General features: G+C 70.9%; 14 protein-coding genes. 6 read left to right on the forward strand and 8 right to left on the reverse strand.

Going from position 1 to position 22,222, the window contains the following annotated elements; all coding sequences use genetic code 11:
- Nucleotides 1-110: 110 nt before the first annotated feature.
- Nucleotides 111-992, reverse strand: a complete 882-nt coding sequence (locus tag ACIA8K_RS09470; protein WP_396056799.1) for a LysR family transcriptional regulator ArgP — start codon at nucleotides 990-992, stop codon at nucleotides 111-113.
- Nucleotides 993-1,062: 70 nt separating this feature from the next.
- On the opposite strand from ACIA8K_RS09470, the gene ACIA8K_RS09475 reads away from it, so the two are divergent.
- Complete coding sequence (locus tag ACIA8K_RS09475; protein WP_396056801.1) at nucleotides 1,063-1,656, forward strand: LysE/ArgO family amino acid transporter; 594 nt, start codon at nucleotides 1,063-1,065, stop codon at nucleotides 1,654-1,656.
- A gap of 218 nt (nucleotides 1,657-1,874) precedes the next feature.
- Here the strand turns inward: ACIA8K_RS09475 and ACIA8K_RS09480 are convergent, their stop codons facing one another.
- The 5 genes from ACIA8K_RS09480 to ACIA8K_RS09500 form a co-directional block, all read right to left on the reverse strand.
- A complete protein-coding gene (locus tag ACIA8K_RS09480; RefSeq protein WP_396056803.1) occupies nucleotides 1,875-2,414 on the reverse strand; it encodes a DUF234 domain-containing protein in 540 nt (179 codons plus the stop codon).
- Between the two features lie 377 nt (nucleotides 2,415-2,791).
- Complete coding sequence (locus ACIA8K_RS09485; protein ID WP_396056805.1) at nucleotides 2,792-3,133, reverse strand: toxin-antitoxin system YwqK family antitoxin; 342 nt, start codon at nucleotides 3,131-3,133, stop codon at nucleotides 2,792-2,794.
- Nucleotides 3,133-10,344, reverse strand: a complete 7,212-nt coding sequence (locus ACIA8K_RS09490) for a toxin glutamine deamidase domain-containing protein (protein WP_396056807.1) — start codon at nucleotides 10,342-10,344, stop codon at nucleotides 3,133-3,135. The genes ACIA8K_RS09485 and ACIA8K_RS09490 overlap by 1 nt, the downstream gene beginning before the upstream one ends.
- 11 nt (nucleotides 10,345-10,355) lie before the next feature.
- Nucleotides 10,356-10,694, reverse strand: a complete 339-nt coding sequence (locus ACIA8K_RS09495; protein ID WP_396056809.1) for a hypothetical protein — start codon at nucleotides 10,692-10,694, stop codon at nucleotides 10,356-10,358.
- Nucleotides 10,691-11,107: a YbaB/EbfC family nucleoid-associated protein gene (locus ACIA8K_RS09500; protein ID WP_396056812.1), complete on the reverse strand. Its 417-nt coding sequence runs from the start codon at nucleotides 11,105-11,107 to the stop codon at nucleotides 10,691-10,693. Before ACIA8K_RS09500 ends, ACIA8K_RS09495 begins: the two co-directional genes overlap by 4 nt.
- Before the next feature lie 103 nt (nucleotides 11,108-11,210).
- Between ACIA8K_RS09500 and ACIA8K_RS09505 the strand changes: the two genes are divergently transcribed.
- The 4 genes from ACIA8K_RS09505 to ACIA8K_RS09520 all read left to right on the forward strand — a co-directional run bounded on the left by ACIA8K_RS09505 (nucleotide 11,211) and on the right by ACIA8K_RS09520 (nucleotide 15,923).
- Nucleotides 11,211-12,476 carry an SUKH-3 domain-containing protein gene (locus tag ACIA8K_RS09505; protein WP_396056814.1) on the forward strand — a complete coding sequence of 422 codons (1,266 nt, stop codon included), beginning with the start codon at nucleotides 11,211-11,213 and terminating at the stop codon, nucleotides 12,474-12,476.
- A 61-nt stretch (nucleotides 12,477-12,537) separates the two neighbouring features.
- The gene (locus ACIA8K_RS09510) at nucleotides 12,538-13,788 is read left to right on the forward strand and encodes a GAF domain-containing protein (RefSeq protein WP_396056815.1); all 1,251 of its coding nucleotides are present in this window, start codon (nucleotides 12,538-12,540) and stop codon (nucleotides 13,786-13,788) included.
- A gap of 9 nt (nucleotides 13,789-13,797) precedes the next feature.
- Nucleotides 13,798-14,439, forward strand: coding sequence for a helix-turn-helix domain-containing protein (locus tag ACIA8K_RS09515; RefSeq protein WP_396056817.1), 642 nt, complete (start codon nucleotides 13,798-13,800; stop codon nucleotides 14,437-14,439).
- Nucleotides 14,440-14,504: 65 nt separating this feature from the next.
- Complete coding sequence (locus tag ACIA8K_RS09520) at nucleotides 14,505-15,923, forward strand: GMC family oxidoreductase (RefSeq protein WP_396056819.1); 1,419 nt, start codon at nucleotides 14,505-14,507, stop codon at nucleotides 15,921-15,923.
- Nucleotides 15,924-15,928: 5 nt separating this feature from the next.
- Here the strand turns inward: ACIA8K_RS09520 and ACIA8K_RS09525 are convergent, their stop codons facing one another.
- Together ACIA8K_RS09525 and adh are read right to left on the reverse strand one after the other, a co-directional pair.
- A complete protein-coding gene (locus ACIA8K_RS09525; RefSeq protein WP_396056821.1) occupies nucleotides 15,929-16,303 on the reverse strand; it encodes a DUF779 domain-containing protein in 375 nt (124 codons plus the stop codon).
- 29 nt (nucleotides 16,304-16,332) lie between these two features.
- Complete coding sequence (adh, locus tag ACIA8K_RS09530; protein ID WP_396056822.1) at nucleotides 16,333-17,856, reverse strand: aldehyde dehydrogenase; 1,524 nt, start codon at nucleotides 17,854-17,856, stop codon at nucleotides 16,333-16,335.
- Between the two features lie 133 nt (nucleotides 17,857-17,989).
- Here adh and ACIA8K_RS09535 point away from each other — a divergent pair, with 133 nt between their 5' ends.
- Nucleotides 17,990-22,144 carry a hypothetical protein gene (locus ACIA8K_RS09535; RefSeq protein WP_396056824.1) on the forward strand — a complete coding sequence of 1,385 codons (4,155 nt, stop codon included), beginning with the start codon at nucleotides 17,990-17,992 and terminating at the stop codon, nucleotides 22,142-22,144.
- Nucleotides 22,145-22,222: the final 78 nt, after the last annotated feature.

A 22,222-nucleotide genomic window follows, 5' to 3' on the forward strand; every position in this document is an offset into this window, starting at 1 on the left:
CCGGATTCGCCTTCGAGGCCGCGTCCTCGTCGCGGGCCGGCCGGCGTGCTCTTCTCCGCGCTGGCAGGCTCCCGCCGTACCCCCGGACGTGTTTGTTGGGTTTGGGGTTTTCAGCGCAGTGCGGTGGCGGCCGCCGTGCGCACCGCCTCGGTCAGCGCGGTGAGCGCCGCCGACTCCAGCCGCCACCGCTGCCAGTAGAGCGGCACGTCGACGTGCCGCCCCGGCGCGAGGTCGACCAGTCGTCCGGCCGCGATGTCCGCCGCCGCGATCTGCTCCGGCAGCAGCCCCCAGCCGAGCCCGAGCCGGACCGCCGCATCGAACGCGGCCGAGGCCGGCACGCTGTGCGCCGGCGGATCCAGAGCCTGGCCGGTCACCTCGCGGACGAACCGGTGCTGCAACACGTCCTTGCGGTTGAAGCGCACCATCGGCGCGTCCGGAAGCGCCGCCGCCAGCGCCCGCCCGGCGAACCACGCCTCGTGCCCGCCCGGCGACGCCACCGCGAGGTACCGCATCGCACCGAGCCGCTGCACGCTGCACCCCTGCACCGGCACCCGCTCCGTGGTCACCGCGGCCATCACGGTCCCGGCGCGCAACAGCTCCGCCGTGTGCCCCTCGTCGTCGGTGTGAAGATCAAATACCGCATCGGGTACGGCCGTGAGCACCGGCAGGAACCAGTAGGCAAGCGAATCCGCGTTGATCACCACCGCCAGCCGGGTCGTCCGCGCCGCGCCGAGCACATCACGCGCCGCGCTCAACGCCTCCTGCTCAAGCAACGCGATCTGCCCGCCGAGCCGTACCAGCGCCTGCCCCGCCGAGGTCGGCTCGCACGGCCGCACCCGCCGTACCAGCACCTGGCCCACGACCTGCTCCAACGCCTTGATCCGCTGACTCACCGCGGACGGCGTGACATGAAGCGCCGACGCGGCCGCGTCGAAGCTGCCGTGCGAGATCACCGCGTGGAAGGTCGCCAACTGCACTGGATCAAGCGCCATTAAGCAATCCTAATGAACCATCAAAAACTTTAGCTTCCGTACGCCCGGCGGTCGCCCTAGCGTCATCGGCATGGGATCGCTCCTGGCCGGCTTCGGCTTCTCACTCACGCTCATCGTCGCCATCGGCGCCCAGAACGCATTCGTCCTACGCCAAGGCTTGCGCCGCGAACACGTGCTCGCCGTCGTCGTCGCCTGCGCCGTCTCGGACGCCCTGTTGATCAGCATCGGCATCGCCGGCCTGGGCGTCGTCATCTCCGAGGCCCCGCTCGCGCTGGCAATCGTCCGCTGGGGCGGTGCCGCCTTCCTCCTCTGCTACGCCGTGATGGCCGCCCGCCGGGCACTCCGCCCCGCCGCCCTCGCCCCCGCCGACCGTCCCCCGGCAACGCTCCGCGCCACCCTGCTCGCCTGCCTGGCCTTCACCTTCCTGAACCCACACGTGTACCTCGACACGGTGGTCCTGCTCGGCGCGATCGCCCACCAGGATTCACACCAGTGGCTCTTCGGCGCCGGCGCGATCATCGCCAGCCTGACCTGGTTCACGGCGCTCGGCTTCGGCGCTCACCGGCTCGCACCCCTGCTGGCCCGGCCCCTGGCCTGGCGGGTGGTGGACGGCGTGATCGCGGCGGTAATGGCGGGGCTCGGCCTCACCCTGGTCCTTGCCTGAGGCGTGGCGTCGTCGCCTTACGGAGATGCCCTCGAAACCCCGCGGCCGCGGGTGATCTGATCGATTCAGTCACCGTCGGTGGAACGTCGGTCGCGCCGAAGTTAGATCGGATCTTACTTCCGACTCCGATTGGCGTGCGGCCGCCGCTGTCGGCGCTGTCGGCGCTGTTGCCGCTGTCGCCGCGCGGAGAGCTCTGTGGTCATCGCCGTGCCGGCTGGCTAACCGGGCCAGCTGTGGACGACATCGTCGGGACCCCAGATGACGTCCACCTCGCCGGAGGGTATGTCGGTGCCGGAGCGGCTGACCACGACCAGACCGCCGGTGGCGGGGTCGAAGCCGGGGATGACAGGGGCATCGCGGCGGAGCGTGGCGAGATGGTGCCGGTCGAAAGGGCCGTCCTGCCACTTGATCGAACCTGCGAACATGACCGTGGTGGCGATCGGGCCGCGATCGGCTCCCACCAGGTCGATCTCGGTATCACCCTGCCGGTTCCACCAGCCGCCGACCTCCTGGACGCCGGTGAAGGGCAGCTCCCCGGCGAAGGCGGCGTTCGTGAGCGCTTCCCGGATGATCGGCTCGACAGCGGTGCCGCGCCAACTGGACCAGCGTGCGGTCAGGATGGCCTGCCCCGCCTGAACCCGGCCACGCAAAACTTGCTGATGCACATCACGCATGATGGCGAGATAGAGGCGCAGATTGCTGTCGGCGATGCGGTACTGAGCGAGTTTGGACGGCCGGGTAGACAGCGGGCGGTCCACGGAGAGCAGGTGTTTCTGCGATGGTGTGGTCGTTCGGCAGCCTCTTACCCGGTCTCCAGGACCTGTGGCGCCCGGTTGGACCGTTGGCGGGGATTGAAGCATGTCGACCCGCTTGCCGGAGGTGACGTGCACAAGGCCTGAAAGGCCTCAGCGGCTTCCGTCGTGTCGGCGGCGACGCTTGCCCAGGCGGCCCGGCCGGGGACATCGACCGGAATATCGTCGAAGAGGTAATCGGAGGGCACTTTCCGGCGACTTACCTAAACATCACGTATGTTCTCGAATTGCACCGGCCGGTCGCCCCCGCGACTGCGGCGCTGTTGAGGGCGCGCGGGTTCGTGCACGTTCTTACGTATCCCGATGATCCGTCAGTGCCCTGGTCAGTTCCTTCGGCGTCCGGCGGGCGTACCGTCCGGGTTGAAGCGCTTAACGGTAGGTAGGCCATTTGTATAATCCAGTTCGGTCTTGGGCGTGCCGTCCTCGTACCACTCCCGATGAACACCGATTTGGATTCCGTATTTCCATTCACCCTCCATGGCCAGCCTGCCATTTTGGTGAAACTCGCGCTCCGGGCCGTCCTTAAAGCCATCCTTGAACTGCTGGGTGGCGTATTGCGAACCGTCAGGGTACGACGTGGTGGCCTCGCCGGTGAATGGACCGGCGTCCGTGCAGTACCTATCCTCGTCATCCATGTCGAGCGAATCGAAGCTGATGGTATCCACTATCTTGGCCGCTTTCTATTCTCATCCGGAGGATAGGTCTCCAGCTTGCCGGATATGCAGGGGACGTCGGGAATGATTCCGGTGCAGTTGGCGCAGCACGGCGCATCATCGCGGGTAGTGAAGGGAAAGTCATTGTCTATGATAAGGTCCTGGAACGAATTTTCGTCTACCGGAATCCCAGCCGCCTGCCTGCGCCACAGTAGCTCGCTTACCGAGGTCACTTCACAATGTGTGCCCGGAATCGAGGGGTGGAGATGCGGTCTGCCCCATGCTGGAAGAGTTGTCAACTCGTTCTTGCAGCGCTCGAGATAGGCGTCGATTCTGGCTTGAATCAACGGATGAAGATCATCCCGGCCCAGCCTGAGGTTGTTGTGGCCCTCAGTGATTTGACCGGTCAGGCGGTCGATAGCGACTGCCGTGCACGGATTGGCCAACTTGGACGGCAACGGTGGATATCCCGAGAGGTCCTCCTCGAAGTCCTCCAAGTGATGTGTGGCCTCACTTCTCATCTTTTTGAATTCACGTGGCGAGAGGCTGGCGAGGCGGGACAGACGCCAGATCCTGGCGCGTTCTTCAGACAGTTGATCAACGAACGTATCGATGTGGACCCACTCGCCCCTGACCTGAACTTCCGAGATGAGGTTGTCGGAATCCCGGCGGACCGGAAACTCGGGCGTGTCAAGCGTAGGTAGGGGAAATTGGTCAGTGATTTCGACTCGCCGCAGGTCGTCGAGAACGTCCTGCGCCTCCAACTGCTCCGGCGACAGATCGTCTGGTGCCACCGATTCAGCCTCCGTCGATTCCTCGTTCCCCTCCGGCGCTGCCTGACCGGAGTCTCCTTCTGCGGGGTGCGTGGCCGGCCCTGCCGTCTCGGCATGACCTGGTCTATTCGCTTCTGAGGCCGTTCTGGTGGCGTCTGGCGCCGGACTGTCAGGGCTGCTGGGGGCGCCGGCGAACGTCACCTGCTGGGAGTGCGGGGTGAAGACCGGGGTGGCCGGAGTCTGGGTGGGCGGGGCTACCTGGGTCTGGGCCGGCTGCTGGGGTGCAGTCCACAAGCCCGGCGGGAAGTTCGGCAGGGGGTTCGGGTTGGTGTTGGCGTCGAGGATGACGGCCTCGATGTAGGACGGGTTGGCGGCGTTCGGGGTGCCGGAGTGGGGGTAGAGCGGGGTCGTCGAGACGGCGCCGGTCTGGGGATCCAGGTAGAGGATTGTGCCGTTCTGGTTGATGGCGACGTGGGCGTGGCCGCCGCCGCCCTCCCAGCCGTTCAGGATCAGGGCGTAGGAGCCGTGGCCGCCTGCCTGAAGCTGATACTCCAGCGCGTAGTACGCGTTGTCGACGGCGGCCTTGACCTGCTGTGGCGGGGTGTTCGCGGGATAGACGGGGGACAGGTTCTGCAGCTGGCCGCCGGTGGCGGACTGCACCCGGTTGTAGCCGTCGGCCTCGCCGTTGAGCGCGGAACGCAGCGGGTCGCCGTTGCTGTAGCCGTCGAACGTGCGCGGTGCGGAGACGCGGGGGCGGGCGTGGCCCCACGTCTCCAGGAAGGACAGTGAGCAGTCGACGCAGTTCTGGCCGCGGGTCGGGTCGGCGGTGGGGCCGCCGTCGTTCATCCGCTGGAACCAGTTGTCCGGGTCGGTGGAGGGCGGCGGGTTGAGTGCGATGCTGCCGTCGGGGTTGCGGGGCATCGCGCGTTCCAGGTCGCGCTGGTGCAGGGCCAGGGGGCGCCGGTGGCCGCCGCGCTCGTCGTACCGCCGGGTCTGGTCTATCGGGGTGGGGTGTCCGCCGCCGGTCTGGGCGGAGACCGTGCCGGACTCGACCGGGCCGTTCGCGAGCAGGCCGGTGTCCGTGTTCGCCTCGCGCCAGGCGCGCGGGTCGGTCAGCTCGAAGTGGGCGGACGGCGTGACCGCCATGGCGGCGTTCACCTGGCTCTGCCAGTGGCTCACCCAGCCGCGATGCTTCATCGACTCACCGCGCCAGTAGTCCGCGGCCACCCGATTCCCGCGCGCCGCCTGGTCCGCGGCGGCCCGCTCCGCCTGCGCGAGGCTGGTCTGTGCGATGTCGCGCTTCTGGATGACGCGCTTCGCGTTATCAAGTCGCCGGTTGTGCTCGACCGCCCGGAACCTGTCCTGAAGCGAGTCCTGGTAGGCGGCGCGCTGCGCGGCCTCGACCGCCCGGGGGTCCGGCTGTGGCTGCGGCGAGGGCGTCGCCTGCGGCGCCGAAAGCTGCGGATCCGGTCCCGCCGTCTGCTGCGGTGCCGTCGTGGCCGGGTTTGAGGTGTCGCGGGGGTACGTCGTGCTTGTCGCCCGCGTGGCCGGGTCGGACGAGTCGGCGGCGAGCGCGGTGCCGTCCGTGGTGCGGGTCGTGGCCGGATCGGTGGTGGCGAGCGGCTGCGTGACCTCCGGCGTGGGGCTGGTCGTCGGGGTCCGCGGTGGAGTGGTGCTCTGCGGCGGCGTGCTGGGACTCGAGTCCTGAGCCGGCGTCGTGGAGTCCGGCCGGGCTGTGGAGTCCGGCCGGGCTGTGGAGTCCGGCCGGGTCGTGGAGTCCGGCCGGGTCGTGGTCCGCGGGTCCGAGGCCGTGGAGAGCGGCGCAGTGGTCTGCGAGTCAGGTGTGGGCGAAACCGGTTGCGTCGTCGGGTCCGGCGCACTGTTGACCTGCTGCGTCGTCTGCGGATCCGTCGAGACAGGTGTTGTGGAGATCGGCTGCATCGCGGTCGAGTCGAGCGTGGTGCTGACCGGAGTCGTCTGAGGCGGCGTCGTGGAGACCAGCTGCGTCGTGGTCGGGTCCGGTGTCGTGGTCGAGTCTGGCGTTGTGGTCGAGTCCGGCGTCGTGTTGGCTGTCGGAGCGGTAGTCGAGACCGGCTGCGTCTGCTGGGTCGACGACTGGGTGCTGATCGGCTGCGTCGGTGACTGCTCTGTACCGATCGGCTGCGTCGGTGGCTGCTGCGTCACCGGCTGCGTGGTCTGCTGTTGCGCCACCGGCTGTGTGACCTGCTGCTGAGGGGCCATCGGCTGGATCGGCGGCATCTGCGGCGTCTGCTGCGTCGGCTGCGCGACGACCTGCGGAGCCGGCGGCGGCATCTCGTGCGACGACCAATACCCGACCTGCCGGTTCGGTACCGGCGCCGGCCGTGCGTCCGAGTCCAGGAACAACGCCTCGACCGAGTGCACATTGCTCTGACCGGCCTGGCCGGTGAAGGCGTGCATCGGGTACGGCCGGACCTGACCGATCTGCGGGTCCACGAACAGCACCTGGCCGCCCTGGTTGATCGCCACCCAGGCGTGCGACCCGCCGTTGATGTCGCTTGTGACGATCAGCGCGGACGAGCCCGGCCCTTTCGCAAGCAGCGTGTCCCGCAGGTCGGTGAACGCCCGGTCCACCGACTGCCCGAGCTGCTGCGGCGTGAGCTGCGCGAACCCGGTGCCGTTGTAGTGCGCGGGCGTCATCAGCTGGAACTGGCCGCCACCGGTGACCGCCTCGGCGCGCCGGGTGCCGCCCCACTCGCCGTCCGCGACGCGCTGCGGGTCGCCGTTGCTGTAGCCGTCGAACGTGCGCGGCGCGGACACCCGCGGCCGGCCGTGACCCCAGGTCTCCAGGAACGACAGCGAGCAGTCCAGGCAGTTCTGGCCGCGTGTCGGGTCCGCCATCGGGCCGCCGTCGTTCTGCAGCGTGAACCAGGAGCCGGGCGTCTCGCTCGGCGGCGGGTTGAGCACGATGTCGCCGTTGGCGTCGCGGGGCACGGCGTTCTCCAGGTCGCGCTGGTGCAGCGCGAGCGGAGGACGAAGACCACCCCTCTGGTGGTACGGGCGGGACTGGTCGGACGGCGCCGGCTGCGGCCCCGGGCGCCGGGAGTCGGTGCCTGTGGTGACGGGCCCGGGCGCGAGATTGCCCGGGTCCTGGTTGAGGCCCTGCCACTCCGTGTCGGGGACTGTGTGCCGGGCTGGCGGTGGTGTGGCCGCGGCAGCCTTGTTCACCTCGTTGGCGTGGTACTGCGCGAGTTGCTGCTGCTTGTGCGCCTCCTGCTGCCAGGCGTAGCGCGTCTGCGGGTCCGGGGCCGTGTTCGCGCGCTGCCAGGCCTGGTTCATCCGGCTCTGGGCCTGCTCCGCGGCGTACCCATGCTGCTTGGCCAGGTCTTTTCGGCGGTTCCACTCGGCCTGCTGGGCTCGGGCGTAGACCGCGTTCTGGTACGCCTGCCGCTCGGCCGCCTCCTGCTGCGGGTTCGGCGCGGGGTGCTGTTGTTGCGGCATGCCGGGCTGCTGGGTGACGCCGATGACGGGCGCGGGGTTCGCGTTGTTGCCGGGCGCGGGCGTGGGGTTGACGGCCGGCCCACGCTGCGCGGGCGGGGTGGTGTTCGGCGTCGTGTTCGTGCTGCTCGGCGGCGTGACGTTGGGACCCGGGCCGGCTGGGTTCGCCGAGACCGGCCTGGTGCGGATCGGCCCGGAGTTGACCGGCCCTGAGCTGCTCGGGCCGGTGCTGATCGGTCCCGTGCTGATGGGGCCCGTGTTGACCGGTCCGGAGGTGAGCGGTCCGGAGGTGAGCGGTCCGGAGGTGAGCGGCCCGGAGTTGGCCGGGCCGCTTGTGTTCGCCGGTCCGGGGTCGGTGCCGGTGGGCCGGGAGGTCGTCGGGGTCGCCCCACCGACGCCGTCACCCGAGGCGAGCGAGGTTCCACCGTTCCCGTCCGCGCCCGGATTGTCCGGCCGCGTCGCCGGGTTGCCGTTCGGTGAGGTGGACACGGACGGCGATGTGCCGGTCGTTGCCGATGGACTCGTATCCGGGGAACCGTCGGTGGAGACCGATGGCCCTGTGCCCGTTGAGGTGTCGGTGGAGACCGAAGGTCCGGTGTCCGGTGAGGGATCAGCCGATACGGACGGCCCGTTCGGCGAGGTGCCGTCGGGCGTTGCCGGGTTCATCGAGACCGATGGGCCGGTGTCCGGCGATGAGTCGGAGGGCCGCGAGGTTCCGGTCGACACGGATGCATCGGCCGGTGACGAGGTATCTGTCGATACGGACGCGCCCGAGGGGTTCGCGGACACGGAGGGACCGTTCGGCGAGGTGGCGACGGATACTCCGGACGCCGAGGCGTCTGCCGACACCAGCGGTCCGGTCCCCGACGCGTCCGCGGAAACCGCCGGTCCGGAAACCGTCGCGTTCGCGGCTACGGACGACCCGGCGACGGTGCTGTCCGCGGCGATGGACGGTCCGGTGTTCGAGGCGCCAGCAGAGAGTGAGACGCCAGAGGTAGAGGCGTTGCCAGAGACGGACAGACCTGCGGCGGACACGTTGCCCGTGAGCGAGGGCCCGGAGGACGACGAACCGCCGGATAGGGACGGGCTGGTCATTGAGGGCATCGCGGGCCGCGCGGTCGATGCGGCACCGGCCGTGGAGGCGGAGGCCGCAGACTGCGACGAAGCGCCGCCACTTGAGGAAGAGCCGCTACTACCAGCGCCGCTTGAGGCCGCGCCGCTGGACGCTGACCCGCCGGACGCCGCGCCGCCCGAGACACCCGGCGAGGCCGGTGCTCCGGCCTGAGGACCGGCGGCCGCGGGCCCGCCTCCACCGCTGCTCGCGTTGCCCGCGGACGCGCCACCACCGTCAGTCGCGGCGGGCGAGGCCGGTGCGGCACCGCCACTGCCGGTAGCCGACGGTCCACCGGTCGAGGTAGCCGGGTCCGCGACCGCTGCCGCGCCGGCCAGGCTGCTGCCGGACGGTTCGTGGGAGCCGGACGAGGAGTGCCCGGACGAGGCACCGGAATCGGCTGCCGACGGGCTCGGCGAGGACGCCGCCCCGGAGTCCACGGCCGGTGACGCGCTCGACGAGGCCGACCGCCCGGAATCCGCAGCGGACGACACGTCCGCCGATGACACGTCCGCGGAGGATGCCGCCGCGGTCGAGTAAGCCGCCGGTGCCGCAGTAGGCGAAGAGGAGTCCCCGGTCGGCGACGAGGAAGGCGAGGACCCGCCGCCACCCTGAGAAGCAGGCGAGGACCCGCCACCCTGCGATGACGAGGAAGACCCGCCTCCACCGTCCGAAGAGGAGGGAGAGGAGGGAGAGGAGGCCCCGGAGTACGCCGACGCGTCGTTTCCGCCCGTGGACGACGGTGACGATCCGCCCCCACCCCCGGCCGGTGAGGCTCCGCCCGAGGGATCCGCGCCGCCCGGCGTACCCGTTGATGGGGTGGGGTTTGAGGAGGGGAAGGAGGTGAGGGCGTCCAGTTTCGAGTCGAGGTTCGTGTTGAGGGCGTCGGTGGTGCTGCCGGTGACGCCGCTTCGGGCCCCGGACGTGCCGGCCCGGGCCATGTCCTCAAGCGATGGCGCGTTGCCGGTCGCGAGTCCGGCGCCGACCTCGCCGAGCACTTCGCCGCCGGCGCCCCGGGCCGCGCCCTCGAAGATGCGCCCGGCCGTGCTGTCCGCGTGTTTGCCGAGGCCGGCCAGGGACGCGGACGCGCCGCCCGCGAATCCGCCGAGCGCGGACTGCCCGAGCGAGGCGGCGTCGAAGCCGTCCCGGCGGCCGTTGGCTATCTGGTACGCCTGGGTGCCGCCGTCCGTGGCGAGCTCCGAGGCCGCCTCCTTCAGTCCGTCCTTGCCGGCGTCCTTGGCGAACTGCTTGAGCGTGCGCTTGGTGACCTGCTTGGCGGCCTTCTCGACGCCTTCCTTGACGCCCTTCTTGATCGCCTTCTTCATCATCGCGGCAAGCAGCTTCTTGAAGATCTGCTGGATGACCATGCGGCTGATCGCCATCGCGCCGGCAGCGGCGGGAGACGCCGCGCCGAGCGTGAGCGCGACCGCGACGATCAACGCGATCAGTTCGATGACGAGGAGGACGACCTCGATCCAGACCTCAATTTTGGCGGCTTCGATGTCGCAGCCGCACTCCTCGACCATCTTGCCGACCTCGTCGCTGGCCTCGATGATCATCATCAGGGCGGCGTCGTCGCCGAGGGCGATGGCCTCCCAGGCCTGGCGGAAGGCGGTGCCGGTCGCGCCGGTGTTGCCGTAGCCGTTGATGAAGCCGCCGGCGCCGGCCCAGGCTTCCTGGACCGGGCCTTCGAGGGCTTTGCCGACCGAGTACCACTCGTCGGCGAGCGCCCAGACGGCAGCTTCGTCGCCCTCGGGCCACTCGACGCCGATCACCCACTCGAGGCCGTCGTAGACCCATTGGGGCGCGTCGAACCACAGGAGATCCAGCGGGTGCGGGATCGGGCTCGGCAGGATGGTCACCGAATTCCCCTTTACCTGGCCTGCCAGGTCCGCTGGATGATGGCGTCGTTGGCCTCCTCGGTGGCGGTGCTCTGCTGCACCGCGTGGGCGGCGGACTCGCCGAGGTCTTCGAGGTAGGTGCCGAGCTTTTCCCAGCCGGTCAGCACCTGCGACTCGATCTGCCGGTACTTGGCCTCGAACGCGGCGCCGATCTCGTCCGCGCCCCACGGCGGTGCGGAGGAGAGGCTCTGGATCTGCGGGCCGATCGACTTCTGCTGGCTGAGGAAGTCGCTGCCGGCGTCGGTGAGGTCCCGTGCGCCCTGGGCCGCGCGCTCCGGGTTGAGGAACAGCTCGTTGCCGGGGCCGGTCATTCGGTGGCCTCCCGCATGCGGGCGTCGCTGTTGCGCAGCAGCGAGCCGAACTTGCCGTCCTTGAGGTAGTCCATGGCGCCGGTGCCGGGCGGCAGGTACTCGCCGAGCACCTCCTGGACGGCGTCGCCCGCGTTCGCCGCGGCCTCGGCGACCACCTTGGTGATCTCCTCGGCGAGCTCGTGCGGTTCGTAGACGCGGTACGCCCGGGGCTCGATCTCGAGCGAGGTCAGCTGGCCGCGCGGCCCGACGGTCGCCCGGATCAGCTCCTCGGAGTCGGTGGCGGAGACGGACAGCTCCGCGAGGCGGGTCTGCATCTCACCCATGCCGTCACGGAGTCGCTCGTACTGACCGTAGACGTCGGCGAAACGTGCCTTCAGAGCTGCGTTCGCGTCCCGGTTCGCATGTTGGGCCACCGTTACCTCCCCCGATATAGCGGCTGCGACGACGATACCGGGCCGTGCCAATAGACGCGGTCCGGTACGTTTCCCAGCGGGAACAACCGAGGGGGCACGACGGATGATCACTCGTGAGGAGGCGGACGCGCTCGCCGCCGTCTGGGCGGAGCGCGACTCGCTGCGCCGTGGCTACACGTGCACGCCCGAGTTGTACGAGTTCGACCTGGGCTACGTGATCTGGACGCGGCAGCCGCAGGGCGTGTTCACCCAGCCCGACGACGGCGGCCGTACCGTCGTCGACCGTGAGACAGGTGAGCTGTCGAGCTTCCCGAGCCTGCCGCCGGCGATGGTGGAGGAGCAGTTCCGCCGCGCCCGCCCGGCCCGTGCCGGCCGCATCCACACCGCGGATCCGCAGGTCGAGCTGCGCCGGGCGCTGCGCCGGCTGCCGACGCCGACCACTGCCGCGCACCTGACCGTCGGCAGCGACGAGACCGGCTACGACCTGTTCATCGCGCGCGGCGCGAAGGGCGATCAGACCCTCAACCACCATCCGCTTGTGTACGAGTACCTGTCCGCGCTGCCGGCCGGGCACCTGGTGCGCGGCGGCGACCGGCACGCCGAGGTGGTGGCGCTCTCCGACGCGCTGCACGAGCACGATCGCCGCCGGGTCGCGCACGGGCACCCGCCGCTGACCCTGGACACCGCCCGTGAGCTGCTGCGCGGCGCGATGCTTGAGATCTTCCCGGTGCGTGAGCCGGGCGACCCGGTGCTTCAGGAGCCGATGCTTCCGGCCGAGTCGTCGATCCGGGCGCTTGTGCACTTCGGCGTGCTGCCCGACTCCGACCTGGTGTTCACGGAGGAGCAGTGGCCGGAGCCGCCGCCGCCCGGCCTGGAGGTCGCGGAGCCGGACCCGGCCCGTTTCCCGCCGGATGTGGCCGCCGATCTGAAGTCCGCCGCCTGGGAGCCGAACTTCGCGTACCCGGTCTACGCGGAGGAGGGCGTCAAGGAGGCGGCGGGCGTGGCGGGGCTGCGGCACCGGCACGAGCCGTTCCCGGCCGCACTCGCCGCACTGACCGCGTTTCCGCTGCTGGCGTCGTCGCGCCGGGGTCCGGGCCGGGACGTGTGGATCCGCCGCGTCCAGATCAACCCGGCGCGGAACGCGCACAACGCGGACACGCTTGCGGACTTCGGCCGGCTGATCGGGGCGCGGCTGTTCCCGATGGGCAGCGAGGAGGGGCACAGCATCATCGCGGTCGACGAGCGCGGCTATCTCTTCGCGCTCGACCAGGCCGGCGAGTGGTTCCTCGGGGCCGACGCCGACCGGGCGATGATCGGGCTGCTTCAGGGGCACGCGCCGGCCCGGGTACGCGACGACGGCAGCTGGTAGACGCGCGGGGTGACGTGGGTCACGATAGGGGTCGGCCCACGCCCCGAACGGGAGGACGCCGATGTCCAACCCGTGGCTCGCCCTGCAGTTCGGCGCCGACCCGGCCGAACGCATCGGCCAGATCCGCCGTGCCCACGACACGTTCATCAACGGGGGTACGGCAGGGCAGGTCCGGGACGTGGTGGCGGAGTCGTGGCAGCGCTCCGCCGTCGCGTCCGTCGATCCGGACACCACAGCGCCCACCGACCTGTCCGACGACGAGCTGTCCGACCACCGGGCCGCACATCCGCTGGCCCGGGTGCTGCCGCTCTTCCGTGACCTGCTCGGCGGCCTCGCGGACGACGGCGAACACCTGATGGCGGTCTGTGACGCGCGCGGCCGTCTGCTCTGGGTCGAGGGCCACCCGTCCGTGCTGCGCCAGGCCGCGGCGATGAACTTCGTGCCCGGCGCCCGCTGGGACGAGACCCATGCCGGTACGAACGCGCCCGGCACCGCGCTCGCGGTCGACCACTCCGTGCAGATCTTCGCGACCGAGCACTTCAGCCGCCCGGTCCAGGGCTGGACGTGCGCGGCCGCGCCGATCCACGATCCGGCCTCCGGGCGGCTGCTCGGCGCCGTCGACCTGACCGGCGGCGACCACCTGGCGAACCCGCACAGCCTGGCCCTGGTGACGGCCACCGCGCGGGCGGCGGAGGCGGTGCTCGCCGGGTTCTCCGAGCCGGGGGACCGGGCGGCCGTGACCGCGCTCGGCCGCGACGAGGCGGTGTTGACCGTGGGCGGGCGGCGGACCAGGCTGGGCCGCCGGCACAGTGAGCTGCTGACGTTGCTGCTCTGCCACCCCGAGGGGCGTACCGGCGAGCAACTCGCCTTTGATCTTTATGGGGATGATCGGCAGTCGTCCGTGACAGTGCGTGCGGAGCTCTCCCGGCTGCGCCGCGCGCTCGGGCCGGCGCTTGTCGGTTCCCGTCCGTACCGTGTGGAGCCGGGGGTGAGCGCTGATTTTCTCGCCGTCCCCGACCTGCTCGATGCGGGCCTGGTTCGGGAGGCGCTTGACGCGTACGCCGGCCCGCTGCTGCCCGCCTCCGACGCCCCAGGTGTGATCCGGCTCCGCCGCACGCTCGACGACCGCCTCCGCGCCGCAGTCTTCGGCTCCGGCGACCCGTCGCTTCTCGACGCGTGGGTGCGCGCCGAGTGGGGTGCGGACGATCTGCAGGCCTGGGAGGCGTTCGCGGCTGCGCTGCCGGCCGACTCGCCGCGCCGGGGTCTCGCGCTGACCCGGATCCGCATGCTGCGACGCGAGTACGGGTTATAGCGTTGGGGCGTGGAGAGCGGTGGGCGTGGTGTGGTGGACGGGGCGTTCCGGGTGCTGCGGGCGTTGCCTGATGCGGGCACGCAACAGCAGGTGGCGCGGCTGGCGGAGCTGACCGGCCTGCCCCGCCCGACCGTCTACCGGCTGCTCGGGCAACTGCGCGACGCGGGGGCGGTGGAGTTCGCGGGCGGGCGGTGGGAGCTGTCCAGCGGGCTGTTGCGGCTGGCCCGGCGGGTCGAGCCGTTCGCCGGGCTGCGGGAGCCGTCCGCGACCGCGCTGCGGGTGCTGCGGGCGCAGACCGGGGCGACTGTGTCGCTTGTCGTACCGTCGGAGGAGGCTTTCGTGTCCCTGGAGAGCGTGCCGGGGGTCCTTGCGACGCCTGTGGACACCCGGTCCGGGGCGGCGATGCCCGCGTTCACCGCGGCCGGCGTGCTGCTCGGCGCGGTTCCTCCACCGGTGAACCGGTCCGGCGGCCTGGCAGTCGATCATGGGCCGGTGATGCCCGGCATGACCTGCTACGCGGCGCCGGTGCTGCTGCCCGGAGGCGGGCGGGCCGCGCTGCAGATCACCAGCATGGCCGGTCCGGCGGAGCGGTTCGCGGCGCCGCTGCACCGGGCCGCGGCCGCACTGGGAAAGCACATGGCGAGCAGGTGACCGGACGAGTCCGCTGAGCGGACGAACAGTGGGCGGCGCCTCACCGCACGGCCATGCTGGGCGACATGTACGACTTCATAGTGTGTGGCGCGGGCTCGGCCGGTGCGACGCTCGCCGGGCGGCTCGCCGAGGACGCGGACGTCTCCGTGCTGCTGATCGAGGCCGGCGGCGACGACGAGCGGGAGACCATCCAGAACCCGGACCTGTGGGCGCTGAACCTGGGGTCGGACACGGTCTGGAACTTCACCGCCGTGCCCGATCCGGCGGTCGCCGGGCGCGCGCTCCCCTACGCGATGGGCCGGGTGCTCGGTGGCGGCGGCAGCGTCAACGTGTGCAACTGGGTGCGCGGGCACCGCGACGACTGGGATGAGTTCGCGCGCCGAACCGGTGATCCCGCGTGGGGGTACGAGGCGGTGAGCGAGGTCTTCCGGCGGATCGAGAACGGCCCGATGTGGGTGGAGAGCGCGTCCCCGCACCCGTTCGGCGATGCAGTGCTCGACGCCGCGCAGCAGGCCGGGTTCCCGCGGTACGCGAGCCCGAACGGCGCGCTCACCGAGGCCCCACGCGGCGCCGCGACGTCCAGGAAGACCATCCGGGAGGGACGCCGCCGCTCGCCGTACCGCTCCTACGTGGCCGGCCGGACGCTGCCGAACCTGACGGTGCTGACCGGCACGCTCGTGCAGCGGGTGCTGTTCGAGGACGATCGCGCGGTGGGGGTCCGGGTGCTCACCGGCGGCCAGGTCGCGGACCTCCGGGCACGCGAGGAGGTCGTGCTCTCCCTCGGCGCGATCAACACGCCAAAGGTGCTCATGCTCTCCGGCCTCGGTGACGCCGCCGAACTAGCACGGCACGGCATCCCGGTCCGGCGGCACCTGCCCGGCGTCGGCCGCAACCTCCACGACCACGCGCTGCTGAGCCTCGTGTGGGAGGCGGCGGCCGGGGCCGCGCTCCCGCCGCGCGGCGACACCGGCGTGGGCTGCTTCTGGCAGGACGAGGCGCCGGCGTTCATGTACGTCACCCCCACGATCGACGGGGATGTCGTGTTCATGGTCGGCATGGCGATGGGGAACACCGGCCGGATCACGCTCGCGTCCGGCGATCCGGCGGACGATCCGCTCATCGAGACCGGCTACTTCACGCACCCGGACGACCTGGCCACGGCACGGCGCCTGCTGGACACCGCCAGAGCCGTCGGGACCGCACCCGCGCTGCGCGGGTATCTCGCGGCTGAGCGGTGGCCCGGGGCGGACGGGGACGACTACCTGCGCCGTACCGTCGAGACGTTCTGGCACCAGTGCGGCACCGCGCGGATGGGAGCCGACGACCTGGCGGTGGTCGACTCCCGGCCGCGGGTCCACGGCTGTGCGGGGCTGCGCGTCGCGGACGCGTCGGTGCTGCCCCGCGTCACGATGGCGAACACCATGGCGCCGAGCGTGCTCGTCGGCGAGCAGGCCGCGTCCTTCCTCCGGGCCGATCGAGGCTAGTCGCCCTAGTCGCCCAGTTCGGCCAGCTCGTCCTCGGTGAGCAGGCGGGACCGGATCAGGAAGCGGACCCCCTCCGGCGCCTCCAGGGAGAAGCCGCTGCCCCGCCCCGGCACCACGTCCACGGTCAGGTGTGTGTGGCGCCAGAGCGCGAACTGGGACGACGACATCCAGAACGTGACCGGCTCGGCCACGCCGTCGATGTCGAGCTCCTCCAGGAGCACGTCGGAGCTGCCGGTACGGAACTCACCGTCCGGAAAGCACATCGGCGCACTGCCGTCGCAACAGCCGCCGGACTGGTGGAACATCAGCGGGCCGTGCGTGCCGTGCAACGATCGGATCAGGTCCGCCGCGGCCGGCGTGACCTCCACCCTGGACACCATTGTCGCTCCTCGTTCCTAGCTCCCGGCCCCTAGAAGAAGCCGAGCTTCTTGGGTGAGTAGCTGACCAGCAGGTTCTTGGTCTGCTGGTAGTGGTCGAGCATCATCCGGTGGTTCTCCCGGCCGATCCCGGACTGCTTGTAGCCGCCGAACGCCGCGTGCGCCGGGTACGCGTGGTAGCAGTTCGTCCAGACGCGCCCGGCCTGGATCGCGCGGCCGGCCCGGTAGGCGATGTTCAGGTCCCGGGTCCAGACGCCGGCGCCGAGTCCGTACAACGTGTCGTTGGCGATCTTCACAGCGTCCGCGAAGTCGGTGAACGACGCGACCGAGACCACCGGCCCGAAGATCTCCTCCTGGAAGATCCGCATGGCGTTGTCGCCCTGGAAGATCGTCGGCTGCACGTAGTAGCCGCCGGCCAACTCGCCGCCCAGATCCGCCCGCTCGCCGCCGGTGAGCAGCTTCGCGCCCTCACGCTGGCCGATGTCCAGGTACGACAGGATCTTCTCCAGCTGGTCGTTCGAGGCCTGTGCGCCCACCATCGTGTCCGTGTCGAGTGGGTTGCCCTGCTTGATGGCGTTCGTCCGGTCGACGGCCGCGGCCAGGAAATCCGAATAGTGGCCGGACTGGATCAGCGCACGCGACGGGCAGGTGCACACCTCACCCTGATTCAGCGCGAACATGGTGAAACCCTCGAGCGCCTTGTCAAAGAAGTCGTCGTTGCTTGCGGACACGTCGTCGAAGAACAGGTTCGGGCTCTTGCCGCCCAGCTCAAGCGTGACCGGCTTGATGTTCTCCGAGGCGTACTGCATGATCAGCCGCCCGGTCGTGGTCTCGCCGGTGAACGCCACCTTCGCCACCCGCGCGCTACTGGCAAGCGGCTTGCCCGCCTCCACGCCGAACCCGTTGACGATGTTCACCACGCCCGGCGGCAGCAGGTCCGCGATCAGGCCCATCACCAGGTGGATCGAGGCCGGCGTCTGCTCGGCCGGCTTCAGCACCACCGTGTTGCCGGCCGCGAGCGCGGGCGCCAGCTTCCACACCGCCATCAGGATCGGGAAATTCCACGGGATGATCTGCGCGACCACACCGAGCGGCTCGTGGAAGTGGTACGCCACCGTGTCCTCGTCCAGCTCCGCGAGCCCACCCTCCTGCGCCCGGATCGCCCCCGCGAAGTAGCGGAAGTGGTCCACCGCAAGCGGCAGGTCAGCAGCAAGCGTCTCCCGTACCGGCTTGCCGTTCTCCCAGCTCTCCGCGACCGCCAGCCGCTCCAGGTTCTGCTCCAGCCGGTCCGCGATCCTGTTGAGGATGTTCGCCCGCTCCGCGACGGACGTGCGCCCCCACCCCGGCGCCGCGCCGTGCGCCGCGTCAAGCGCCCGCTCCACGTCGTCCGCCGTGCCACGGGCGATCTCGGTGAAGGCCTGCCCGTTCACCGGGCTGGGATTCTCGAAATACCTACCCTTGGCCGGCTTGACGTACTCGCCGCCGATCCAGTGGTCGTAACGGGACTCGTAGGAGACGATCGCGCCGTCCTGTCCAGGCGCTTCATAACGAGACATGTGCCGGGCTCCCTTGCCGTTCCGGGCGGGCTTCTCGGCGCACGCTAGTTTCGGGGACGTTGCACGAACGTTGCATTGGCGGTCACCTGCTTGAATGGGGAGCCGACAGCGCGGTGTGGCGATCGGGGGACTTGTGGCGGCATTGACCAGTCCCGTTCCGCACCCCCTCGGCCAGCCCTGGTTCGACGCGCCGTCCTGGATCCGTGAGGGCCTGGAACGGGTCGTCGGTGCCGATTGGCCGGCCGGCGACGAGCGCGCGATCTGGGACCTCGCCGACACCTGGCACGGCGTCTCCGCCACGCTCGCCACCCCCGCCGAGCGCGCGGTCTCGGCCGCAGCCACGTTCCTCGACGCCCACGGCGACACCGGCCCGGTCGCCGACGCCTTCCGTACCGCCTGGTCCACGGTCACCACAGGCGACCCCGCAGCCCTCGATCAGCTCCAACTCGCCGCCGACCGGATCGCCGCCGCCGTGGAGGAGTGCGGCAGCGACATCGAGGCCGCCAAGCTCGCCATCTGGACCGAGATCACCTCCCTGGTGATCGACCTGATCGCCCTGACCGCGGCCTCGGCGCTGACCCTGGGCGCCGCCACCCCCGCCGCGCTCGCCGCCCTGTCCGCAAGCCGCCTGACAGTGCTTCACATCATCGACAACCTCCTGACCGCAACAACCCAAAAATCCATAATCTCGCCGGTACGAAGTGCGCAGCGCGACGGCATGGCTGTGCCGGCCCAGGAGGCCGCGATCCGGGGCGCCGGAGCTGCGGGCATGCCGGCGTTGGACAGCCTCGGCGTGGAGTCTCGCGGTGGTTCGGGCGTGGAGTCTCGCGGTGGTTCGGGCGTGGAGTCTCGCGGTGGCTTGGGCGTGGAGTCTCGCGGTGGTTTGGGCGTGGAGTCTCGCGGTGGTTCGGATGCGGAATATCGCCGTGGCGCGGACGCGGAGTCTCGCGGTGGTTCGGATGCGGAACATCGCCGTGGTGCGGACGCCCAGCCTCGCGGTGGTTTCGGCGTGGGTGCGGATGCGGAACATCGCGGCAGTTCGGATGCGGAGCGCTCGGATGGTCTTGACGCGGCGTCAGATCGCGCCTCGGCCGTGGGCGGGTTCCCCGGCGGCGAGGTGGCGTCAGCGGCCGGTTCGGAAGCATCCGTCGCGGACGGCGCCGGACTGACGCGCCCGGTCACCGGAACTGCCGCCGACCCGCGCGCAACCAGCGCATATGTGTCGCTCCCGGACGTGGGCTCGACGCCCGGCACTCATGGTGCGACGTCGTCCGGCGCGGTCGGCGCCCTCAATACCGACCTGGCGGCCAAGCTCGACGGCATCACCGACTCGCCACCAGCCGTAAGTACCAGCCAAGGTGACCCCTATGCGGATCTGACCTCGATGGCGGACCCGGTGCCCAACGGCCCGCCCCTTGAGACGTTCGAGGCCGCGCTGTCCCCGCATGCCGTGCCGGAAGGAGCCCACGACAGCGCAGACATATCGCCGGCCGGCGCAGCCGCGTTCCTGATCGCCGACCGGGCGGATGAAGTTTCCGGAACAGGGTCGGGAACCGCGCTGGCTTCGGCCATCGGCGGCGCGGCGAGCGATGCGTCGCATCCCGCCTCCGAGATCGGCGTTCCCAGCACGGGCGAGGGCAGCGGCGCGGACAGCCGAACAGCATCCTCTGGCGGACCGTCGGACACCACCACTCAGGGCGCGGCATCGCCCTTGGCAAGCGCCGCCGGTGCTCTCGGCCGATCTCTAGGCGCCTCCGGACCACTGCTGAGCGGTGGCGGCAACGGCCTCGCCGCAGCGCTGGCCAACGCCGAGGCCGCCGCAAAGACCATCGACGGCTGGACGGACACGCCCGCCCGACCACACCAGGCCGCCTCGGACGACGACACCGGCCGGCACGGCTCCTCCGTGTCCGATCCGGCGCCACTCGATTCCTCAGCGCTCGGTTCGTCGCTGGCATCCCCGCCCGACCCGTCCGGATCTGGCTCGTCCGGGTCTGGCTCGTCCGGGTCCGGCTCGTCCGCATTCGGTCCGCTCGCATCCGGCTCATCCGTGTCCGGCCCATCTGTGTCCAGCCCTTCCGGGCCGGGAGCGCCGCCGCTCGGCTCGTCCGGGCCCGGCGCGCTTGCGGGGGGCATGGGAACCGGCCCGACATGGGCGGGCGACGTCGCTGCTGCACCGGAAGCGGCCAATTCCTGGACAGGCGGCCCAGGCCGAGGTTCCTCGGGCGACAGCCCCACCGCGCCCACGGGCGGAACCTGCTGGCTCTCCGGTGGCAGTGGCCTTGGACCGGCATCGGATGGGACGTCCCCGTCGCAGGCCATCAGCGGCTGGACCGGCACTCCCGACCGTTCACCGGCCGGTCCCTACCTCAGTCCCGAGGCGGCCGGCCCGCTCGGCGCAGGCAGCGGCATCGGCGCCGACGCGGCCGATGCAACAGGCGGAAAGGCATTCGGGGGTGGTCCGGGCGACCCCGACCGGACCGCGCCGTCTGATGCTGGGCACGGCGATTCTGCTGGCGGTGGGCCGGGCGCTGCCGACCGGGCCGCGCCGGTTGATGCTGGGCGCGGCGGTCCTGCTGGCGGTGGCCCGGGCGATGCCGACCGGGCCGCGCCCGTTGATGCTGGGCGCAGTATGTCCGCCGGGGATAGACCGCGCGATGCTGACCGGGTCACGTCGGTTGATGCTGGGCGCAGCATGTCCGCTGAGGGTAGGCCGGGTGATGCCGGCTGGGTCACGCCGATTGATGCTGGTCGCACCACGTCTGGGCCGATCGCCGCCGGGACCGACATGGGTAAGTCGCAAGCCCAGAGCGTCGACGCGTCTGCGTCGGCGGCGATGGGCCACTCGGCCGGCGCGCCGAGCGGTCTGGCCGGCAGTGTTGGCACCGGCACGGAGACATCCCACGAAGCCGGTCCGGAAACCACCTCAGCCCAGGCGTCACCGACCTCCACCTCGGACACCGGTGGGACGGCGGCCGGCGCTGCTCCCGGCGTCTTCATAGCGCCACCGATGGGCGGCATGGGCATGGGCAGGGGTGGCGGCGGACGCGGATCATCCAAGGGCGGCGGCGGAAAGCCCGCGAGCCACGGTTTCCGGCCCGCCAAGAACCCGATCACCCAGCCCGGGGTGCCGTCGCCCGGTGTGCTCGGTTCCGACTCGTTTGGTATCGAGGACCCGGTGTTCCCGCCCCGTCCGGCTCCAGGCACGACCAACGCGGACTCCACAAGCGGCGCCGCCCCGTCCGTGCGCCCCACCGCGCAATCGCCGGCCAACACCGCGTCGGCTGGCACCGCGCCGGCCGCCACCGGGTCGGCCGCCACCGGGTCAGCTGGCACGGCGTCGGCTGGCACCGCGTCGGCTGGCACCGGGTCAGCCGCCACCGCGCCGGCTGGCACCGATCCGATCACCCCCGCTGGAATGAAGTCGCCACCCGCCGGCTCCGCCTCTGTGGGTTCTACGTCTGTCGTCTTCGAGTCCCTCATCTCCGGGCCGAAGCCTCCAGGTGCCAGCGAGCCGCCCGCGGCCGCCGTTCCAACCGGCCAGCGCGCCGCCCTACCACCATCCGGCGCCGTGCCCGCTGACCGGCACACCGTGCCCGCTGACCCGCACGATGTCGCGATGACTCGGCAAGATGTCGCCGCTGACCGGCATGGTGAGGTTGGTGCGCCGGGCGCGGTCGATCCGCAGGCCGCGGTAAAGCGCGACGTCGACACCCGCGGTCCCCACAACCAGACACCGCTCCACGTGGATTCTGCAGCCGCTGCCCCGGCTGTCCAGGGCACCATGTCCCAGGCATCGGGCTCTCCCGCCGCCGATCGCCGGGCCGAGGCCGGTCAGCAGAGCACTGCTGATCGCCAAGTCCCGGCCGATGCGGCCGCGAAGGAACCGGCGGCGGGCATCGCGGCCGCACATGCGTTCACCGGCCCGACGCCACCGTCATTGCAGGCCGATACGCCGGGCCTGATCGGACCCAACGAGTTCGGCATGCCCACGACGCACTTCCCGGTCGTCGGTCCCGACAGCAGCCTCCCCACCAGCACAGGCATACCGGAAGAGCCGATCCGGACGAACCCCGTGACCCAGGCTCCCAGCGCGGCGCCGGTGCCGGCCGATGGTCCCATCGATGCCGCCGCAGAGCCGGGCGGTCGCCGCGCGATGCCGGTGGGCGGCGTTCTCGGCAGTGAGTCGTCGATCTCGGATGATCCGTCGATGCCGCGGGGTATCCCGGTCATCCGCACCGCCGGCCTCGCTGCCGATTCGGACGCTGAGCGCCGCGCCGAGTCTTGAGTGTCTGGCTTCTCGGCCCGAGCCGGCAGGTGAGGGCAGGAAAGTTTGACGTGTGCTGAGAGGCGCAAGCAACTCGGG

Origin of the sequence: Catenuloplanes sp. NPDC051500 (genome assembly GCF_044454585.1) — a bacterium.
Taxonomy (GTDB): domain Bacteria; phylum Actinomycetota; class Actinomycetes; order Mycobacteriales; family Micromonosporaceae; genus Catenuloplanes.

Excerpts from the sequence above, each read along its gene's own strand:
- ACIA8K_RS09470 (WP_396056799.1), bottom strand. The coding sequence starts at position 992 with ATGGCGCTTGATCCAGTGCAGTTGGCGACCTTCCACGCGGTGATCTCG.
- ACIA8K_RS09475 (WP_396056801.1), top strand. The coding sequence starts at position 1,063 with ATGGGATCGCTCCTGGCCGGCTTCGGCTTCTCACTCACGCTCATCGTC.
- ACIA8K_RS09495 (WP_396056809.1), bottom strand. The coding sequence starts at position 10,694 with ATGACCGGCCCCGGCAACGAGCTGTTCCTCAACCCGGAGCGCGCGGCC.
- ACIA8K_RS09505 (WP_396056814.1), top strand. The coding sequence starts at position 11,211 with ATGATCACTCGTGAGGAGGCGGACGCGCTCGCCGCCGTCTGGGCGGAG.
- ACIA8K_RS09510 (WP_396056815.1), top strand. The coding sequence starts at position 12,538 with ATGTCCAACCCGTGGCTCGCCCTGCAGTTCGGCGCCGACCCGGCCGAA.
- ACIA8K_RS09520 (WP_396056819.1), top strand. The coding sequence starts at position 14,505 with ATGTACGACTTCATAGTGTGTGGCGCGGGCTCGGCCGGTGCGACGCTC.
- ACIA8K_RS09525 (WP_396056821.1), bottom strand. The coding sequence starts at position 16,303 with ATGGTGTCCAGGGTGGAGGTCACGCCGGCCGCGGCGGACCTGATCCGA.
- adh (WP_396056822.1), bottom strand. The coding sequence starts at position 17,856 with ATGTCTCGTTATGAAGCGCCTGGACAGGACGGCGCGATCGTCTCCTAC.